14 protein-coding genes and 1 pseudogene are annotated in these 17,313 nt (G+C 70.6%); 8 read left to right on the top strand and 7 right to left on the bottom strand.

Annotated features, from left to right (window positions below):
• Positions 1-6: 6 nt before the first annotated feature.
• The 4 genes and pseudogenes from MCHLDSM_RS09105 to MCHLDSM_RS09090 all read right to left on the bottom strand — a co-directional run.
• Positions 7-1,243: pseudogene (locus MCHLDSM_RS09105) on the bottom strand (acyl-CoA dehydrogenase family protein); the annotation flags it as partial.
• A gap of 3 nt (positions 1,244-1,246) precedes the next feature.
• On the bottom strand, positions 1,247-2,368 hold the full coding sequence (locus tag MCHLDSM_RS09100; RefSeq protein WP_048469778.1) for an acyl-CoA dehydrogenase family protein: 1,122 nt from the start codon (positions 2,366-2,368) through the stop codon (positions 1,247-1,249).
• Between the two features lie 23 nt (positions 2,369-2,391).
• The gene (locus MCHLDSM_RS09095) at positions 2,392-3,621 is read right to left on the bottom strand and encodes an amidohydrolase family protein (RefSeq protein WP_048469777.1); all 1,230 of its coding nucleotides are present in this window, start codon (positions 3,619-3,621) and stop codon (positions 2,392-2,394) included.
• Positions 3,622-3,712: 91 nt separating this feature from the next.
• On the bottom strand, positions 3,713-4,351 hold the full coding sequence (locus tag MCHLDSM_RS09090; protein ID WP_048469776.1) for a TetR/AcrR family transcriptional regulator: 639 nt from the start codon (positions 4,349-4,351) through the stop codon (positions 3,713-3,715).
• A 47-nt stretch (positions 4,352-4,398) separates the two neighbouring features.
• Between MCHLDSM_RS09090 and MCHLDSM_RS09085 the strand changes: the two genes are divergently transcribed.
• Positions 4,399-5,283: an acyl-CoA thioesterase gene (locus MCHLDSM_RS09085; protein WP_048469775.1), complete on the top strand. Its 885-nt coding sequence runs from the start codon at positions 4,399-4,401 to the stop codon at positions 5,281-5,283.
• Here the strand turns inward: MCHLDSM_RS09085 and MCHLDSM_RS09080 are convergent.
• Complete coding sequence (locus tag MCHLDSM_RS09080; protein WP_048469774.1) at positions 5,280-6,911, bottom strand: DUF885 domain-containing protein; 1,632 nt, start codon at positions 6,909-6,911, stop codon at positions 5,280-5,282. The genes MCHLDSM_RS09085 and MCHLDSM_RS09080 overlap by 4 nt on opposite strands.
• Positions 6,904-7,794: a KPN_02809 family neutral zinc metallopeptidase gene (gene ypfJ / locus MCHLDSM_RS09075; protein ID WP_048469773.1), complete on the bottom strand. Its 891-nt coding sequence runs from the start codon at positions 7,792-7,794 to the stop codon at positions 6,904-6,906. The genes MCHLDSM_RS09080 and ypfJ overlap by 8 nt, the downstream gene beginning before the upstream one ends.
• A gap of 70 nt (positions 7,795-7,864) precedes the next feature.
• Between ypfJ and MCHLDSM_RS09070 the strand changes: the two genes are divergently transcribed.
• Positions 7,865-9,352, top strand: coding sequence for a carboxylesterase/lipase family protein (locus tag MCHLDSM_RS09070; RefSeq protein WP_048469772.1), 1,488 nt, complete (start codon positions 7,865-7,867; stop codon positions 9,350-9,352).
• 4 nt (positions 9,353-9,356) lie between these two features.
• Here MCHLDSM_RS09070 and MCHLDSM_RS09065 read toward each other — a convergent pair whose 3' ends face one another.
• Entirely contained in the window at positions 9,357-9,860 is a 504-nt protein-coding gene (locus MCHLDSM_RS09065; RefSeq protein WP_048469771.1) for an SRPBCC family protein, read from the bottom strand.
• Positions 9,861-9,968: 108 nt separating this feature from the next.
• Here MCHLDSM_RS09065 and MCHLDSM_RS09060 point away from each other — a divergent pair, with 108 nt between their 5' ends.
• The 6 genes from MCHLDSM_RS09060 (at position 9,969) to aspS (ending at position 17,313) form a co-directional block, all read left to right on the top strand.
• Positions 9,969-10,724, top strand: coding sequence for an SDR family oxidoreductase (locus tag MCHLDSM_RS09060; protein ID WP_048469770.1), 756 nt, complete (start codon positions 9,969-9,971; stop codon positions 10,722-10,724).
• Positions 10,725-10,787: 63 nt separating this feature from the next.
• Positions 10,788-13,577, top strand: a complete 2,790-nt coding sequence (locus tag MCHLDSM_RS09055; protein WP_048469769.1) for an ATP-binding protein — start codon at positions 10,788-10,790, stop codon at positions 13,575-13,577.
• Positions 13,578-13,698: 121 nt separating this feature from the next.
• Positions 13,699-14,310 (top strand): sigma-70 family RNA polymerase sigma factor, encoded by a 612-nt coding sequence (locus MCHLDSM_RS09050; protein WP_048469768.1) that lies wholly within the window; start codon positions 13,699-13,701, stop codon positions 14,308-14,310.
• Positions 14,311-14,339: 29 nt separating this feature from the next.
• The gene (locus MCHLDSM_RS09045) at positions 14,340-15,047 is read left to right on the top strand and encodes an SDR family NAD(P)-dependent oxidoreductase (protein WP_048470251.1); all 708 of its coding nucleotides are present in this window, start codon (positions 14,340-14,342) and stop codon (positions 15,045-15,047) included.
• 64 nt (positions 15,048-15,111) lie between these two features.
• Complete coding sequence (locus MCHLDSM_RS09040; protein WP_048469767.1) at positions 15,112-15,486, top strand: cupin domain-containing protein; 375 nt, start codon at positions 15,112-15,114, stop codon at positions 15,484-15,486.
• A gap of 60 nt (positions 15,487-15,546) precedes the next feature.
• Positions 15,547-17,313 (top strand): aspartate--tRNA ligase, encoded by a 1,767-nt coding sequence (gene aspS / locus MCHLDSM_RS09035; protein ID WP_048469766.1) that lies wholly within the window; start codon positions 15,547-15,549, stop codon positions 17,311-17,313.

Below are 17,313 nucleotides of genomic sequence, written 5' to 3'. Positions count from 1 at the left end.
CCCGCGTCAGCTCTTCGTGCGCTTCACCTGATTGAACGGGACGCCTCGGTCGGCGGCGAACTCCCGCGGGAAGCCCAGGATCCGCTCGCCGATCACGTTGCGCGCCATCTCCGAGGTGCCGCCACCCAGGGATCCGGTCTGCCGCGACAGGTAGCGGATCCCGACCTCGAGCAGACCCGAGCCGTCGTCGACCACACCGGCGGTGCCGGCGAGGGCGAGCGCGGTGTCCACTTCCAGTTCGGTGGTCTCGGCGTGGAAGAGCCGGATCAGCGTGCCGGCATTCGATGGCAGTGAACCGTCGCCGATCGACCGGGCCACGTGGTCGATGAGTTGCTCGCGGACCCGGCGGCGCACCAGCGCGCGTCCGGCGAGTTCTTGCGCGACGGGATCGCCACCGCGCCCGACGGCCTCGGCCAGCCCGATGTGGTCGGGCGGCATCTCGCTGGCGTTCTCGGCAGCGGTCCCGCTGGCGAACTCGGACCCGCCGCCGACAGCGCGACGCTCGTGGTGGAGCTGACGCGTCGCGACCTCCCAGCCCTTGTCGACCTCACCCACCACCGCGTCGTCGCCGAGTTCCAGACCGTCGAAGAACTCCTCGCAGAACTCCTCGTTGCCGTTGACCTCCTTGATGCGGCGCATGGTGATGCCGGGGGACTTCAGCGGCACCAGGAACATCGTGAGGCCTTCGTGCTTGGGCACGGTCCAGTTGGTGCGGGCCAGCAGCAGCCCGTAGTCGCCCGCGAAAGCGCTGGTGCTCCAGGTCTTGGCGCCGTTGACGATCCACCGATCACCCTGCCGGTCGGCGCGGGTGATGACACCGGCGAGGTCCGATCCGCCGTTGGGTTCGCTGAGCAGCTGCACCAGGATCTCGTCACCGCGGATCGCCGCCGAGATCCGGTCCCGCTTCTGCTGTTCGCTGCCCATGTCGAGGATCGTGGCGGCGCAGATCGTGAACGTCGGCACGTTGAGGATCAACGGCATCTCATAGCTGCGGCATTCGACGTTGAACGCGCGCTGGTAGGCGTGGTCCAAGCCCAGCCCGCCGTACTCGCGGGGGAAGCAGATACCGGCGAAACCGCCCTCGTAGAGCCGCTTCTGGAGTTCTTTGGCCCGGTCCCAGGAGGCCTGTTCGGCCCGCACCGAGAACGGCGGGCGCTCGGGGGCGATGGGGGGCATGTTCTCGGCCAGCCATCTGCGGGCGCGGGCGGCGAAGTCGGCGACCGATTCGGTGGTCGCGGTGGACNCCCTACACGACGCTCTTCCGATCTCGGACCGGATGGTGATCCTCGGGAGAGCCGAACAGGGCGCGGTAGAGCGCGGCGCGGCGCAGATACAGGTGGAGGTCGTGTTCCCAGGTCACCCCGATGCCTCCGTGCAGCTGGACGCAGTCCTGGATGATGATCGGGGCGCGTTCGGCGACATACGCTTTCGCGATGCTGACCAGCAGCGGCGCATCGGGTGCGCGGTCCGCCACGGCGGCGACGGCGCCCGCGGTGGTGGCACGCGCGGCCTCGAACCACATCTTCATGTCCGCCGCGCGATGTTTGAGCGCCTGGTATGACGCCAGCGGACGGCCGAAGCTGTGCCGGTCGAACATCCACTGATAGGTCATGGTGAGGACTGCGTCGAGGACGCCGACCAGTTCCGCGCACTGCAGGACGAGCGCCACCTGGCGCTGCCGTTCGACGATCGCGGCAGTCTGCCCGGCCTCGCCGACGACGGCGGCGGCGTCCACCTCGACACCGTCGAAACGCACGCGCGCATAGCGTTTCACCATGTCGACGGAGCTCTGCTCCTCGACGGTGACACCGGCCGCGTCCGCCGGCACCACGAACTGCCGCAGCGCGCCGTCGCACGTGGCGGTCACCAGCAGCGCGTCGCTCTGCGCGCCGGCCTCCACGCGGTCCTTGATCCCGTCGAGCCGGAATCCCGTTGCGGTCCTCGTCGCCGTGGTCGCCGCGTGCTGCACGGTGAACGGTTGTCCGGGTTCGTACACCGCCCAGCCGGCCACCGTCTGGCCGGACACCATCGCCTCGATGAGTGTCTCGTGGCCGTCGGGGGCTTCGACGAGGCCGGCCAGCACGATGCTCACGGGGTGCAGCGGGCCGGGCGCGACGGTGTGTCCGATCTTCTCCGCGACCAGCGCCACGTCGGCGACGCCGTTGCCGGAGACGCTGCCGCCGCCGAGATGCTCGGGCACCAGCAGGCTGGCCCAGCCCAGTTCGGCTGCGCGCTGCCACCATTCGGGCTGGAAAGACGTGTCGGAGGCGTGCAGGCCTCGCACGTGGGTCAGCGACGCCTGTTTCTCCAGGAATGTCTGCGTGGTGGACGCGAAGAGCATTCGTTCCGGGTTGGCCACATCGGTCATGAAATCAGGTCAGCCTCTCGGGGTCAGGCGATCACCAGTGCCGGCACATCCGGCTTGTGGACCTTGGTGTTGGGCACCTTGAACAGGTCGACGAGATTGCCGCCCATGACCTTGCCGATGCCGTCGGAGTCCAGACCGTTGTCTTCCAACTGGTCGACGAGGCTGATCGGATCGGCGAGACCTTCCGGATGCGGCCAGTCCGAACCGAAGATGACCCGGTCGATGCCGAGCAGCTCGGCCATCTTCGCGAAGTCGTCCTCCCAGAACGGCGCCACGTACACGCCGCGCCGGAACGCCGCGATGGGGTCCTCCGGGAACTCCTGCGGCATCTTCTTGAACACGTCGGCGAATTGGTAGAACAGGTAGGGCACCCAGGAGGCGCCGTTCTCGATCGACAGAATGCGCAGATCGGGGTTGCGCGAGAGGGCGCCGTGGCAGACCATCGCCGCCATGGTGTCCTCGATCGGTCGCTTGCCCATCGCCACCATGCGGAAAGCGGTGGGGCGGAACGGAAGGAACTCGTCGGCGGGTTCCCAGTCGTTCAGGTACCGGGCGTAGCCGCTGTCGGAGGCGTGCATGCAGACCGGGATGCCCGCGGTGACGCACGCATCCCAGAAGGGATCGAACTCCGGCAACCCGAGCGAGCGCGACCCGCGGTACCCGGGCACCGGCGCCGGCCGCACCAGCACCGTCCTGGCGCCGCGTTCCAGGCACCACTGCAGTTCCTCGAGCGCACGGTCGACGACGGAGAGGCTGATGACCGGCGTGGACAGGATGCGGCCCTCGTAGTCGAATTGCCATGTCTCGTACATCCATTGGTTCAGCGCGTGGATGATGTCGAGGATCAGGTCGGGGTCGTCCTTCATGCGCTCTTCGACGAGGCTGGCCAGCGTCGGGAACATGATCGTGTAGTCCAGGCCCAGCCCGTCGAGCACCTCGAGGCGGGCCTGCGGGTTGCGGAACGCGGGGATGGCCTTCATGGGTTTGCCCATCACGTCGCGGAAACTCTTGCCGCCGCTGCCGTGCCTGAAGTAGTCCTCCTGGGCACCCGGGCGGGCCACCACCTCGAACGTCGGATTCGGGATGTAGTCGCTGATGTGGTTGCGCACGACGATCTTGGTGCGGCCGCGGACGTCGATGTAATCGATGACGCCCCGGCGGTGGTCCGGAAGGAACTGCGTCAGCGCTTCCGGGGGTTCGTAGAAGTGATTGTCGGCGTCGAACACCGGATAGTCGAGGATGCGGGACGGCATGGCGGCGGCCTCCTGGCAGGGCGCGTTTGCGCGAAGTGGTAATGACATTACCACTGTTCAGTGTAACGGCGCTAGGGCCGCGACACTGGCATCAATGCTGGTCAGAGCGCAGCAGGCTGCGGATGCAGAACGCGTACAGGTGGCTGCTCTCGATCGGCACCCCGTTGAGTTCGGCGCCGAGTTCGCGCAGTCGCAGCGCCCCGAGCACGGTCTGCATCAGGATGGCGGCGTCGGTCTCGACGTCGAGGTCTGCGCGAAAGACGCCCTCGGTGACGCCCCGGCGCAGGATGTCGACCAGCAGCGTGTGCAGAGGAGCCAGCACCGTCGCGAACTCCCGGGGCCGGGTTTCCAGCAGGTGATCGTTGTAGTAGGTGAGGCCCCGGTTGATGCTGTCCTGGGTGTGGGACTCCGCCGGTGCGCTGATCCGCTCGATGAGCCGGCGCAGCGCCTCGTCGGCGGGCATCGGTTCGACCTCGGCGCGCCACCGCTCGGTGGCGTCGGCCATGATCCGGTCGACGAGCGCCAGCAGGAGCTCGTCCTTGGTGGCGAAGTGTTGGTAGAAGGCGCGCAGCGACGTCTTGGACCGCTCCACCACCTCGAGCACGGTGAAGTCCGTCCGACCGGTCTCGCCGAGGATGGCCAGCGCCGAGCGCATGAAACGGCCCGCCCGCGAGTCGGTCTCGTCACCCGACGGCGGTGTCGCAGCGTTCGCGGAGGACTTCGCGGCCATGGTAATGACGTTACCGCTTTCTGCGAACCTCGGTTACTGTTCCCTCCATGACGACGCAGTCGGCACCGACACCGTGGACCGTGCAGTCTCTGCTGGACCTGTTCGAGGTCGAGCCCGCCGGAGACGATCTGTTCACCGCGCAGACGGGGCCCGCGGGCGAGGACGATCGGCAGGTGGTCGAGGGAACCCAGGTGCTGGCGCAATCGATTGTCGCTGCCGCGCATCGTTTTTCGGGTAAGTCGATCCGGTCGGTGTACGCGGTGTTCGCCCGCGCGGTGATGGTGGGTGCGGGACCCGTCCAGCTCGAGGTCGACGTGATCAGCGAGGGCCGCTCGACGGCGTGCGCGGTGATCACCGCGACGCAGAACGGCAAGCGCTGCATCACCATGACGGTGCTCGCCGACGTCCCGACCGCCGACGTGATCCGCCACGAGCTGCCGCGGCCCGACGTCGCGGCGCCGGCGCAGGCGCACTCTTCACCCATGCCGATGGCCGGCCGGGAGCTGCGGCTGGTCGACGTCGCCGACGTCAACAGCCCCGACGAGGTGGGGCCGCCGGAGCTGTACGCGTGGCTGCACTACGACCCGATCCCGACGCGCGATGACCTCGCCAAGGCGCTGATCGCGTATTTCACCGGCCACCTGGGTATTTCGACGACCATGCGCGCCCACGAGGGCATCGGCACCAGCCAGGCGCACCTGACGGTCTCGACGGCGCCCATGACGGTCTCGGTGAGTTTCCACGAACCGGTGCGGTGGGACGGCTGGCTGCTCTACACCCACGAGAGCACGCAGGTCGGTGCCGGGATGTCGTATGTGCGCGGGACGGTGCACACCGAGGAGGGGGCCCTGCTCGCGTCGTTCACCCAGGACGGCCTGATCCGGCCGTTGCGCACCACGGACACGTCGATCAGGGAGCAGTCCCGCCTCTAGGGCAGCAGCGCCGACCGCAGCACGTCGAGGGGGAGTCCGCCGAGATCCAATGCGCGGCTGTGGAACTCCTTGAGGGGCACACCGGTTCCGGTCACCGCGTCGCGCAGTTGCTGCCAGATCCGCTGACCGATCGCGTACGACGGCGCCTGCCCGGGCCAGCCGAGGTAGCGGTCCAGCTCGAAGCGCAGGTTCTCCTCGGCCATTGCGCTGTGGGACTGCAGGAAGGTCCACGCCTTGGAGGCGTCCCATACTCCGCCGTCGGGGGCGGTCAGACCGCAGTGCACACCCATGTCGATCACCACCCGGGCGGCGCGGAACCGCTGCGCGTCGAGCATGCCCATCCGGTTGCCGGCGTCGTCGAGCCAGCCCAGTTCGGCCATCAGCCGTTCGGCGTAGAGCGCCCAGCCCTCGCCGTGCCCCGACACCCAGCAACCGAGGCGGCGCCAGCGGTTGAGCCGGTCGGCGAGCACCACGGCCCGGCCGATCTGCAGGTGGTGCCCGGGCACCCCCTCGTGGAACACCGTGGTCATCTCCTGCCAGGTGTGGAAGGTGTGCACCCCGGCGGGCACCGACCACCACATGCGGCCCGGCCGGGACAGGTCCTCCGACGGGCCGGTGTAGTAGATGCCGCCGGTGTTGGTCGGGGCGATCCGGCACTCCAGCCGGCGCAGGGGCGGCGCGATGTCGAAGTGCGTGTCGGCGAGCGCGTCGACGGCGCGGTCGGACAGATCCTGCATCCAGTGGGCCAGCGCGTCGGTGCCGTGCACGAGGTAGCGTTCCTCGCCGTCGAGCCGGCGCAGCGCCTCGGATGCGGTGGCCCCGGGGTAGAGCCGGTTGGCGATCGCATCCTGTTCGGCGACAATCTGATTGAGCTGATCGAGGCCCCACGCGTAGGCTTCGTCGACGTCCACCGCCGCGCCGAGGAACGACCGCGACAGCACCGCATAGGTGTCGCGGCCGCACGCATCGGTCTCCCGGGCCTGCGGTCCGATCTCGTCGCGGAACACCCCGACCAGGCGCGCGTAGGCGTTGGCGGCGTCCTCGGCGCGCCGGCGCAGTTCTGCGTGCAGCGTGAGGTTGTCGGGGACGGCGGTGGCGACCATCTCCAGGAACAGACGCTGGATCTGGCCGGCCTGCGCGACACCGCGGCGTACCTGGCGGGCGGCGGGGGCGCGTCCGGCGGCAGCCGCGGCGCGTAACCCGTCGGCGTATCCGGCGACCCGGTCCGGGATCTTCTCCAGCCGGCGTCCGATGGTCGTCCAGTCGTCCTCGGTGTCGGTCGGCATCAGGTCGAACACGTCGCGCATCGTCTGCAGCGGGGAGGCGATGACGTTGAGTTCACCGGTGTCGAGGTGCGCGTCGTGCAGATCGAGCAGCACCGAAAGGCGCTCCCGCATCGCGGCGACGGTGACCCCATCGACGTCGTCGACGGGCTCGGTCGCGTCGAGCTCGCGCAGCGCCGCCCGCGCGGCGTCGGCCCGGGCCGCGCACCCGTCGGGGGAGTAGTCGGTGATCTGGTCGTCATGGCCGGTGATGCCGGATTCGGTTGCCGCGCAGGGATCCAGAGCCGCCCACGTATCGAGGTAGCGCTCGGCGACGGCGTCGACGGCGGTGGCGGCCCTAGCCAAGGTCGCGGGCGGCGAACGTGTCGCACTTGGCGGGGTCACCGGTCTGGTAGCCGATGGTGAACCACTTCTGGCGCTGCTCGGAGGACCCGTGCGTCCACGACTCGGGGTTGACCCGACCGGTCGCCGACTGCTGGATACGGTCATCGCCCACCGACGACGCGGCCGACAGGGCGTCGGCGATGTCCTTGTCGCTCAACGGTTCCAGGAACGGCACGCCGGTGCTCTCCTGCTTGGTGATCGCCGCGTAGTGCGCCCACACCCCGGCGTAGCAGTCGGCCTGCAGTTCGGTGCGCACCCCGGCGCCGGTGGCACCCTCGGGATCCTGCTGGGCCCGGCCGAGCACCCCCTGCAGGTTCTGCACGTGGTGCCCGAATTCGTGGGCCACCACGTACTCCTGCGCCAGCGGTCCTCCGCTGGAGCCGAACTGCGTCACCAGGACGTCGAAGAAGTCGGTGTCGAAGTACGCCGTCCGGTCGACGGGGCAGTAGAACGGGCCGACGTCACTGGTGGCCGGTCCGCACCCGGTGCTGACCTGGCCGGTGAACAGCCGCACGCTGGGCCGGGTGTAGCTGGGCATCAACTGCTCCCACACCCCGTCGACGGAGTTACCGGTGGCGACCACGCGGCACTGCACGATGGAGTTGGCGTCGGCGCCGGTCTTGCACTGACTGAGGTCGAAGTCGGGCGCGTCCACGCCCTGGGTGTCCATCTGCTGCTGGTTGGGCACCACCGAGCTCGGGTCCACGCCGAGGAACAGAGCCACCACCACGATGATCAGGCCGCCCAGACCGCCGCCGACGGCGATGCCGCGCCCGGGGCCGCGGCCACCTCCGCTCGTCGACGTGGTGCTGGTATCGATCTGCATGCCCTCGTTGAAGGTCATGGCACTACCTCGCTTCGCCGCCGAGCCCGCCTGTCGGGCCCGTCAAGAATCGCACACTACGATTTCTTCCGTGGCAGTCGTCGCCGGACAATCCACCCTCGTCCGCACCGCGTTGGGGGACCTCCGCGGCGACACCGAGGACGGCGTCGGGGTGTGGCGCGGGGTGCCGTACGCCGAACAGCCGGTGGGGCCCCGCCGGTTCCTGGCCCCGGCCGCCCTGACACCCTGGGCCGGCGTCCGCGAGGCCCGCGAGCACGGGCCGCTGCCGCCGCAGACCAAGTCCTTCGTGGGCGGGGGCCGTGACGACCCGAAGGCCCGCGACGAGGCGTGCCTGACGTTGACGGTGTGGTCACCCGACACGACGGCGTCGCTGCCGGTGATGGTGTGGATTCCCGGCGGCGCTTTCGTCTACGGAGCCGGGCAGTTCCAGCTCTACAACGGTTCACGGCTGGCGGCCAACGGCAACGTGGTGGTCGTCAACGTCACCTACCGGATCGGGGTGTTCGGCGGGTTCGAGCTCGGCGACCTCGGCGACGGATTCGACGACAATCTGGCGTTGCGTGATCAGCTGGCCGCCCTGCGGTGGGTGCGCGACCACATCGCGTCATTCGGCGGGGACCCCGACCGCGTCACGATCTTCGGTGAGTCGGCGGGAGCGACGTCGGTGCTGGCGCTGCTGGCGTGCCCGCAGGCGGGCGGGTTGTTCCACCGCGCGATCGCCCAGAGTCCCGCGCTGCCCCTGATCGCCGACCGGGAGCTGCGCGCCGCCCGGGCCCGGGATTTCCTCGATCGGCTGGGTGTCGGGCCCGCCGAGGTGAAAGACCTCCCGCAGCGGCAGTTGCGGCGCGCCGCCGGCCAGGTGCAGCTGGCGAGCGCGGCCGAGACGCCCACCCTGGCCTACGGGCTGACCCACGGCACCGAGCTGTTGCCCCGCCACCCCGTCGACGCGGCCCGCGCCGGTGAGCTGGCGCGTCTGCCGCTGATCATCGGCACCAACAGCCACGAGGCGTCGATGTTCGCCTGGACCCGGCCGCCCATGCTGCCCACCACCCGCGCGACCGTCGACACCTACTTCGACCGGGTCGCTCCGGACGCCAAAGACGCCGTGCTGGCGGCCTATCCGGCCTACCCCCGGCGCAGCGCGTTGATCACCATCGGATCCGATGTCATGTTCGGCGCGCCCACGTGGGCGTTCGCCGACGCCTACAGCGGTCGCGCGCCGACCCGGGTGTACCGGTTCGACCATGCCGGGGTGAGCCTGCGCCTGCTCGGTCTCGGCGCCACCCACGGCAGCGAGATCGTGCACGTGCAGCACAGTTACGCGTCGTTCATCGGGCGCAAGCTGCATCCGCTGGGCCGGCGCTTCCAGCCCGCGGTGGGCGCGCGGATGCAGCGGGCGTGGCTGGACTTCGCGTGCAGCGACCGGGTGCACGACGAGGCGAACTGGCCGCTCTACGACATCGAGCACCGGCGCACCCGGCTGATCGCGTCCAGCCGCGACGTGGTGGAGGAAGATCCCGACCGGGTGCGGCGATCGGCCTGGGCCGCCCTGTCCTGACGGACTAGCGCGCCGCGAACCTCTCGTCGGTGTAGCGGCGCAGGTTGTGCAGGAACCGCTGGAAGAGCCGGCCCATCACCGGCCGCCCCGCGAACAGTCCGAGCCGGCCGGCGAGGCCGGCGGGTTTCATCGCCATGATCCACGTCAGGTGGCAGCCGGTCGGGGTGGGCACGACGCGGTAGTCCTCGGCGAACGCGGCGATGCTGCCCGTGGTGGCGGTGTTGAATCGAAAAGCCATGCGCTCGAACGGTTCCCACGCGAGGAACTCCTCCGCGCCGGTGATGCCGCCGCGCATGTCGACGGTGCGGGTGGTGCCGACGCCGCGCGGCAGCGGGCTGGTCCACGTGACCTTGGTGATGACGCTGGCCCAGCGCGGCCATGAGGTCTCGTCGGCCAGCACCTCGAACAACTGCTCGGGGGTGATCGCAAGGTCCACGGTGCTGACGAAGCGGTATGGAGCGGAATCGACGAAGTCCAGACCGACGCGCTCACATTCGTGCATGACCATACACATTAGGTCATGGTGGTTGGTCTGCGGCGGGGGGATGAATGCCGGCGCGGCCATCCGTTCTGGTGGGCATCCACGCAGTCCCCAGGAAACCTCGAGAGGCTCACCATGAAGATCGTCGTGATCGGCGGCACCGGCCTGATCGGCACCACCGTGGTCCGCGTTCTGACCGAACGCGGACATGACACCGTCGCCGCGGCGCCGTCGACCGGCGTCAACACCTACACCGGGGAAGGCGTCGCGCAGGCCGTCTCGGGCGCCGACGTGGTGGTCGACGTATCCAATTCGCCGACCCTCGACGATGCCGCACTGGAGTTCTTCCGCGCCGCGGAGACGAACCTGCTGCGCGCCGAAGCCGACGCGGAGGTCGGTCACCACGTCGCGCTGTCGGTGGTCGGCACGGCGGAATTGGCCTTGCAGAGCGGGTATTTCGCGGCGAAGCTGGCCCAGGAGAAGCTCATCGCCGAGGGGCCGGTGCCCTACACGATCGTGCATGCCACGCAGTTCTTCGAGTTCGTCGACACCCTCGCCGACTCGGCGACCGTGGACGGCAGCGTGCGGATGCCGCCCGCCTACTTCCAGCCGATGGCCGCCGCCGACGTCGCCGAGGGCGTCGCGCGCGCCGCGCTCGACGCGCCGGTCAACGGGATCGTCGAGATCGGCGGCCCGCACGCGGTGCTGCTGCCCGATCTGATCCGCACCGCGCTCACCGCGCGGGGGGACACGCGCCCGGTGATCGCCGACCCCGACGCGCAGTACTGGGGGGTCGACCTCGGTGAGCGGACCCTGGTGCCCGGTCCGGCAGCGCGGCTGTCCACCACGCGGTTCGAGGACTGGCTGCTCCGGTCGGCCACCACGCGGTGACGGGGTCACCCGCTCGATAGACTCGCCCAACGCCAGCATCGAAGACACACCCGGTGGTGCCCCATGTCGAGTTCGGAACCGTCCCTTCGCGGGCGGGCGGCCGAATGCGCACAACTCGACGAGCTGATCGCCGGTGTCAGACCCGGGGCGTGTCAGGTGCTGGTGTTGCGGGGCGAGGCCGGCGCGGGCAAGACCGCGCTGCTCGACTACGTCGCCGCCCGCACCGAGAAGTTCCGCAGGATCGGGGTTTCCGGTGTCGAATCCGACATGGAGCTCGCCTACGCCGGGCTGCAGCAGCTCTGCGCGCCGCTGCTCGAACACCTCGACGCGCTGCCCGAGCCGCAGCGCCAGGCGCTCGACGTGGCGTTCGGCCGCGGCATGGGGGAGACCCCGGACCGGTTCCTGGTCGGGCTGGCCGTCCTGAGCCTGCTGGCCGCCGCCGCGGAGCGCCAGCCGCTGGTGGCCGTCGTCGACGACGCGCAGTGGCTCGATCAGGTGTCACTGCAGACGCTGGCGTTCGTGGCGCGGCGACTCCTCGCCGAGCCGGTGGCGCTGCTGTTCGCGGTGCGTGACCATCCCGAACTGCTGGCCGGCCTCCCCGAGTTGGCGGTCAACGGCCTGTCCGACCACGACGCCCGGGCACTGCTGGACTCGGTGATGCTCGCCCGCCTCGATCCCCGCGTGCGGGACCGCGTGATCGCCGAGACCCGCGGGCTTCCACTGGCCATTCTGGAAGTGCCGCGCAGCGTGTCTGCCGCGGAACTGTCCGGCGGTTTCTGGATCGCCGGCAAACGCTCGTCGCCGGCGGCGGTCGAGCAGACCTATGTGCGACGAATCCACTTGCTGCCCGAGTCGACGCAGTGGCTGCTGCTGCTCGCCGCGGCCGAGCCGGTGGGCGACGCGGCGGTGTTCTTGCGTGCGGCGGGGAGGATGAACATCCCGATCGCCGAGTTGGCGGCCGCTGAGGCCGACTGGCTGATCGAATTCGGTCCGCGAATGCGGTTCCACCACCCGCTGATCCGTTCGGCGGCCTACCGCGCCGCTGATCTGCTCGACCGTCGCGAGGTGCACCGGGTGCTCGCCGAGGCCACCGATCCGCAGACCGATCCCGATCGCCGGGCCTGGCATGCCGCCCTGGCGGCGGCGGGACCCGACGACGACATCGCCGCTGAACTGGAACGCTCCGCCGCGCGGGCCCAGAGCCGCGGCGGCGTCGCGGCCGCGGCGACGTTTCTCGAACGGGCCGCCACGCTGACCGCGGATCCGGCGCTGCGGGGCGGGCGGGCGCTGGCGGCCGCACAGGCCAAGAGCGACGCCGCCGACGACGCGGCGGCCCACAACATGCTGACCGTCGCCGAACTCGGTCAGCTGTCACCGCTGCAGCAGGCTCTGGTGGCGCGGCTGCGCGCGCAGTTGCAGTTCGTTCGCAGCCGGTCGCGGGAGAGCGGGGCGCCGGCGGTCGCCGACACGGCGCCGCCGCTGCTCGAGGCGGCCCGCACCCTGCAGCGGCTCGACGACCACTCGTCGCGGGAGAGCTACCTGGAGGCGATCGCGGCGCTGGTGTACGCCGGGCGCGCCGCGGACCCTGCGTCACTCCCCGGGGCCGCCGAGGCGGCACTGGCGGCGATGTCCCAGGTGACCGGCCGGCTGCGGCCGGTCGACCTGCTCCTGCAGGGGGTGGCCGAGCGCATCACCGGTGGCGTCGGCGCAGGCACCGACACGCTGGGTCGCGCGCTGGCCGCGATGCGTGCCCAAGCCGACTCCGACGAGGTCGCGGTCGGCCGGTGGCTGCGGGTGCCGGGCTTTCTGATCCTGCAGGAGTCCGCGGCGCATGAACGGTGGGATCGGGATGCGGCGCGGCACCTCTCCACCGCCGCGGTGCGGCACGCCCGCAGCAGCGGTGCGTTGTCCGGGCTCCCGCGGGCCCTGGCCTACCGCGCTGGGGTGCACGTGATGGGGGGTGAGTTCGCCTCCGCCGAGCAGCTTCTCGCCGAGGCGGCCTCCATCGCCGCGGCGACGGCCGCCGCGGCGCCGGTGCGCTATCACGAGGTGCAGCTGGCCGCCTGGCGCGGCGACGTCGCCGAAACGCAAGCCCTGATCGACGGGCTGCGCGCCGACGCCGTGCTCCGCGGAGAGGGCCGCCTGCAGAGCCTGCTCGGATATGCCGCCGCGGTGCTCCACAACGGGCAGGGGCGGTACCAGGAGGCGTTCACCGCGGCGCGCGACGGCTGCGCGTACGAGGATCTGGGCTTGCACAGACTATGCACCCTCGAGCTGGTCGAGGCCGCCACGCGGACGGGGGCGCCCGAGGTTGCGCGCGACGCGGTCGCCTGGCTGGAGATCAGCGCGGGCGCCAGCGAAAGCGATTGGGGTCTGGGCGTTCTCGCGGCCGCCCGGGCGATGATCGCCGAGGCCGGGGCCGCCGACGCGTTGTTCGGTGAGGCCGTCGAACGGCTGGGCAGGACGGGCATCGTCGTGCACCTGGCGCGGGCGCGGCTGCAGTACGGCGAGTGGTTGCGCCGGGCGAACCGACGTACCGACGCGCGCCGGGAGCTGACCGCTGCCCACGACCTGTTCACCGGGATGGGTGCGCGCGGGTTCGCCGAGCGCACCCGCCGTGAACTGGTGGCCACCGGGGAGAAGGTGCGCACCCCGGCAGCCCGGGCCGGTGATGAGCTGACCGCCCAGGAGGCGCAGATCGCCGGGCTGGTCGCCGAGGGCATGACCAACTCCGAGATCGGCGCCGCGCTGTTCATCAGTGCCCACACCGTGGAATGGCACCTGCGCAAGGTGTTCGCCAAGCTGGGCATCTCCTCGCGCCGGCAGCTGCGCACCACGTCCTTCGCCCACTAGTGCCCCGGGCCCACGGGGTGCGGACTACGGGTTTACAAGGGCTCGCATCGTCGGCGGAACCGCGAGTGTGGAGAGCAACCGGCCCACGACGGGACTCATCAGCACAGCGAGGAGAGCGACCATGACCGTCACCTACCTTCCCCGCGCGGTTCTGCCCGACCGCGACCGCCAGGCGAGGTTCGCCACGGAGGTGGAACCGCTGCTCGACGTGCTCGCCCGCGGCGCCCGCCGACTGACCCGCAGCGACGCCGACGCCGAGGATCTGTTGCAGGACACCCTGATGCGGGCCTACATCGGCTTCCACACGTTCTCCGAGGGCACCAACCTCAAGGCGTGGCTGTTCCGCATCCTCTACAACCGGTGGGTCAGCGGCCACCGCGCCAAGCAGTCCCGGGTGGCCGAGGTCCCCGCCGAGGACATCACCGAGCGCGACCTGGCGGCTGGCGCCTCCCGGCTGCCCGGCGGGGTGCGTTCGGCGGAGGACGACCTCCTCGACACCCTGGCCGACGGGGACATCAAAGCCGCGATGGCAGCGCTGCCCGAGGGTTTCGCCGAGGTGCTGTTCTACGCTGATGTCGAGGGCCACACCTACGCCGAGACCGCCGCGATCCTCGAGATCCCGATCGGCACCGTGATGTCCCGGGTGTCGCGCGCCCGCCGTCGTCTGCGGCTGGCGCTGGCCCACCGCAACCACGGCGCCCTGGCGCCCGTCAACGCGGCGGTGATCGCGTGATCGCCTCGCCGACAGGCGAATTGGCGAACATGGACGTCCTCGTCACCGGCGGCACCGCCGGCATCGGCGAGGCCTGCGCGCGGCTGTTCGTCCGCGAGGGTGCCGCGGTCACCATCACCGGGCGGGACGCGGCCCGCGGTGCGGCCGCGGCCGCCCGGCTCGGCGGCTCGGTGCGCTTCCTGCAGGCGGACATGGCCGACATCGGATCGGTGCGCGACGTGGTGCGGCAGTGCGGGGCGGTCGACGTACTGGTCAACAACGCCGCGAGCTTCCCGTCCGCCCTGACCGTCGACCAACGGGTCGACGCCTTCGACGCGACCTTCGCCACCAACGTGCGGGGCGCCTACTTCCTGGCCGCCGGCGTGGTGCCGGGCATGGTTGCGCGCGGCCGAGGCAGCATCGTCAACGTCACCACGATGGTCGCGACCAAGGGTGTGCCGGGCGCGGGCGCCTACAGCGCCTCCAAGGCTGCGGTGGAATCACTGACCCGCACCTGGGCCGCCGAGTTCGGACCGGACGGCGTCCGCGTCAACAGCGTCGCCCCGGGGCCCACCCGCACCGCGGGGGTCGAGGCGGAGTGGGGCGAGACCAACGAGGAGCTCGGGCGGGCGCTCCCGCTCGGCCGCACGGCCACCCCCGAGGAGATCGCGCAGGCCGTGCTGTTCCTGGCCTCCCCACGCGCCTCCTTCGTCACCGGGTCGGTCCTGCACGCCGACGGCGGCGGCAGCGCCGTCTGACGCTCTGTCGAGCACGGAAGGAACCCCCTTGATCAAGGCATACGACTCTTCGTGGGAGGACGCGATGACGGTGGTGCAGGAGGTGACGCCACCGTTCATCCCCGCCGGCGCGCACGCGATGACCGTCGTCATCGACTACCCGCCGGGCAGCGCCGGCGCCCCACCGCACCGGCATCCGAGCGGTCCGGCGTTCGGGTTGGTGCTGGAGGGCGAGATGCTGTTCGAACTCGAAGGTCAGCCGCCCCGGGTGGTCCGGGAGGGTGAGGCGTTCTGGGAGCCCGGGGGAGACGTGATCCACTACTCGGACGCCAACAATCGGGACGACCTGCGCTGTCGCTTCACCGTCACCATGCTCTGCGTCCCCGGTGAGCCGATGCTGGTGCTCGTCGACGACGACGAACTGCTCGCGCGCAGGCACCTGCGGGTGCGGGGCGCGTAGCCCGGCGTTGCCGCACCTCTAGACTGATCTGCTGATCATCCCCGTCCAGAGGAGTACTTCGTGCTGCGCACCCGCACCGCCGGATCGTTGCGAGCCGCCGACGCCGGCCAGACGGTGACGCTGGCCGGCTGGGTGGCGCGCCGTCGCGACCACGGCGGCGTCATCTTCATCGACCTGCGTGACGCCTCGGGTGTGAGTCAGGTGGTGTTCCGCGACGAACAGGTGCTTGCGCAGGCGCACCGGCTGCGCTCGGAGTTCTGCGTCGCCGTCACCGGTGTGGTCGAGGTCCGGCCCGAGGGCAACGCCAACGCCGAGATCGCCACCGGAGAGGTCGAGGTCAACGCGACGACGCTGTCGGTGCTGGGGGAGAGTGCGCCCCTGCCGTTCCAGCTCGACGAGACCGCCGGCGAGGAAGCGCGGCTGAAGTACCGCTACCTCGATCTGCGCCGCGAAGGTCCCGGCAACGCGATCCGGTTGCGCTCCAACGTGAATGCCGCGGCGCGCAGTGTCCTGGCCGCCCATGACTTCGTCGAGGTCGAGACCCCCACCCTGACCCGCTCCACCCCCGAGGGTGCGCGCGACTTCCTGGTGCCCGCACGGCTGCAGCCCGGCACGTTCTACGCGCTGCCGCAGAGCCCTCAGCTGTTCAAGCAGCTGCTGATGGTCGCGGGCATGGAGCGCTACTACCAGATCGCACGCTGCTACCGAGACGAGGACTTCCGCGCCGACCGCCAGCCCGAGTTCACCCAACTCGACATGGAGATGAGCTTCGTCGACGCCGACGACGTCATCGCGGTGTCCGAGGAGGTGCTGCGGGCGCTGTGGGCGCTCATCGGCTACGACCTGCCGACCCCGCTGCCACGGATCAGTTACGCCGAGGCGATGCGGCGGTTCGGCACCGACAAACCGGACCTGCGGTTCGGGGTGGAGCTCGTGGAGTGCACCGACTACTTCGCCGACACCCCGTTCCGGGTGTTCCAGGCGCCGTACGTCGGCGCGGTCGTGATGCCGGGCGGTGCGTCGCAGCCGAGGCGCACGCTCGACGGGTGGCAGGAGTTCGCCAAGCAGCGCGGCCACAAGGGCCTGGCGTATGTGCTCGTGGGCGACGACGGCGAACTGGCGGGCCCGGTGGCAAAGAACCTCTCCGACGCCGAACGTGCCGGACTGGCCGCCCATGTCGGAGCCAACCCGGGTGACTGTGTGTTCTTCGCCGCCGGCACCCCGAAGGGCGCCCGCGCGCTGCTGGGCGCCACCCGCATCGAGATCGCCAAGCGGCTCGACATGATCGACCCGACCGCGTGGGCGTTCACCTGGGTGGTGGACTGGCCGCTGTTCGAACCGGCCGACGAGGCCACCGCATCCGGCGATGTCGCCGTCGGGTCCGGAGCGTGGACCGCGGTGCACCACGCGTTCACCGCGCCCAAGCCCGAGTCCGAGGCGACGTTCGACACCGATCCGGGGACCGCGCTGGCCGACGCCTACGACATCGTCTGCAACGGCAACGAGATCGGTGGCGGCTCCATCCGTATCCACCGTCGCGACGTCCAGGAGCGGGTGTTCGCGATGATGGGTATCGACCACGACGAAGCGACCGACAAGTTCGGATTCCTGCTGGACGCGTTCACGTTCGGGGCGCCGCCGCACGGCGGCATCGCGTTCGGCTGGGACCGGATCACCGCGCTGCTGGCCGGTGTGGACTCGATCCGCGAGGTGATCGCGTTCCCGAAGTCCGGTGGCGGTGTCGACCCGCTGACCGACGCGCCGGCGCCGATCACCGCGCAGCAGCGCAAGGAGTCGGGCATCGACGCCAAGCCGGAGCCGAAGTAG

Source organism: Mycolicibacterium chlorophenolicum, assembly GCF_001044235.1.
Classification (GTDB): domain Bacteria; phylum Actinomycetota; class Actinomycetes; order Mycobacteriales; family Mycobacteriaceae; genus Mycobacterium; species Mycobacterium chlorophenolicum.
The sequence above is the reverse complement of the archived record's forward strand: the minus strand, read 5'-3'. Positions and strand labels throughout refer to the sequence as shown.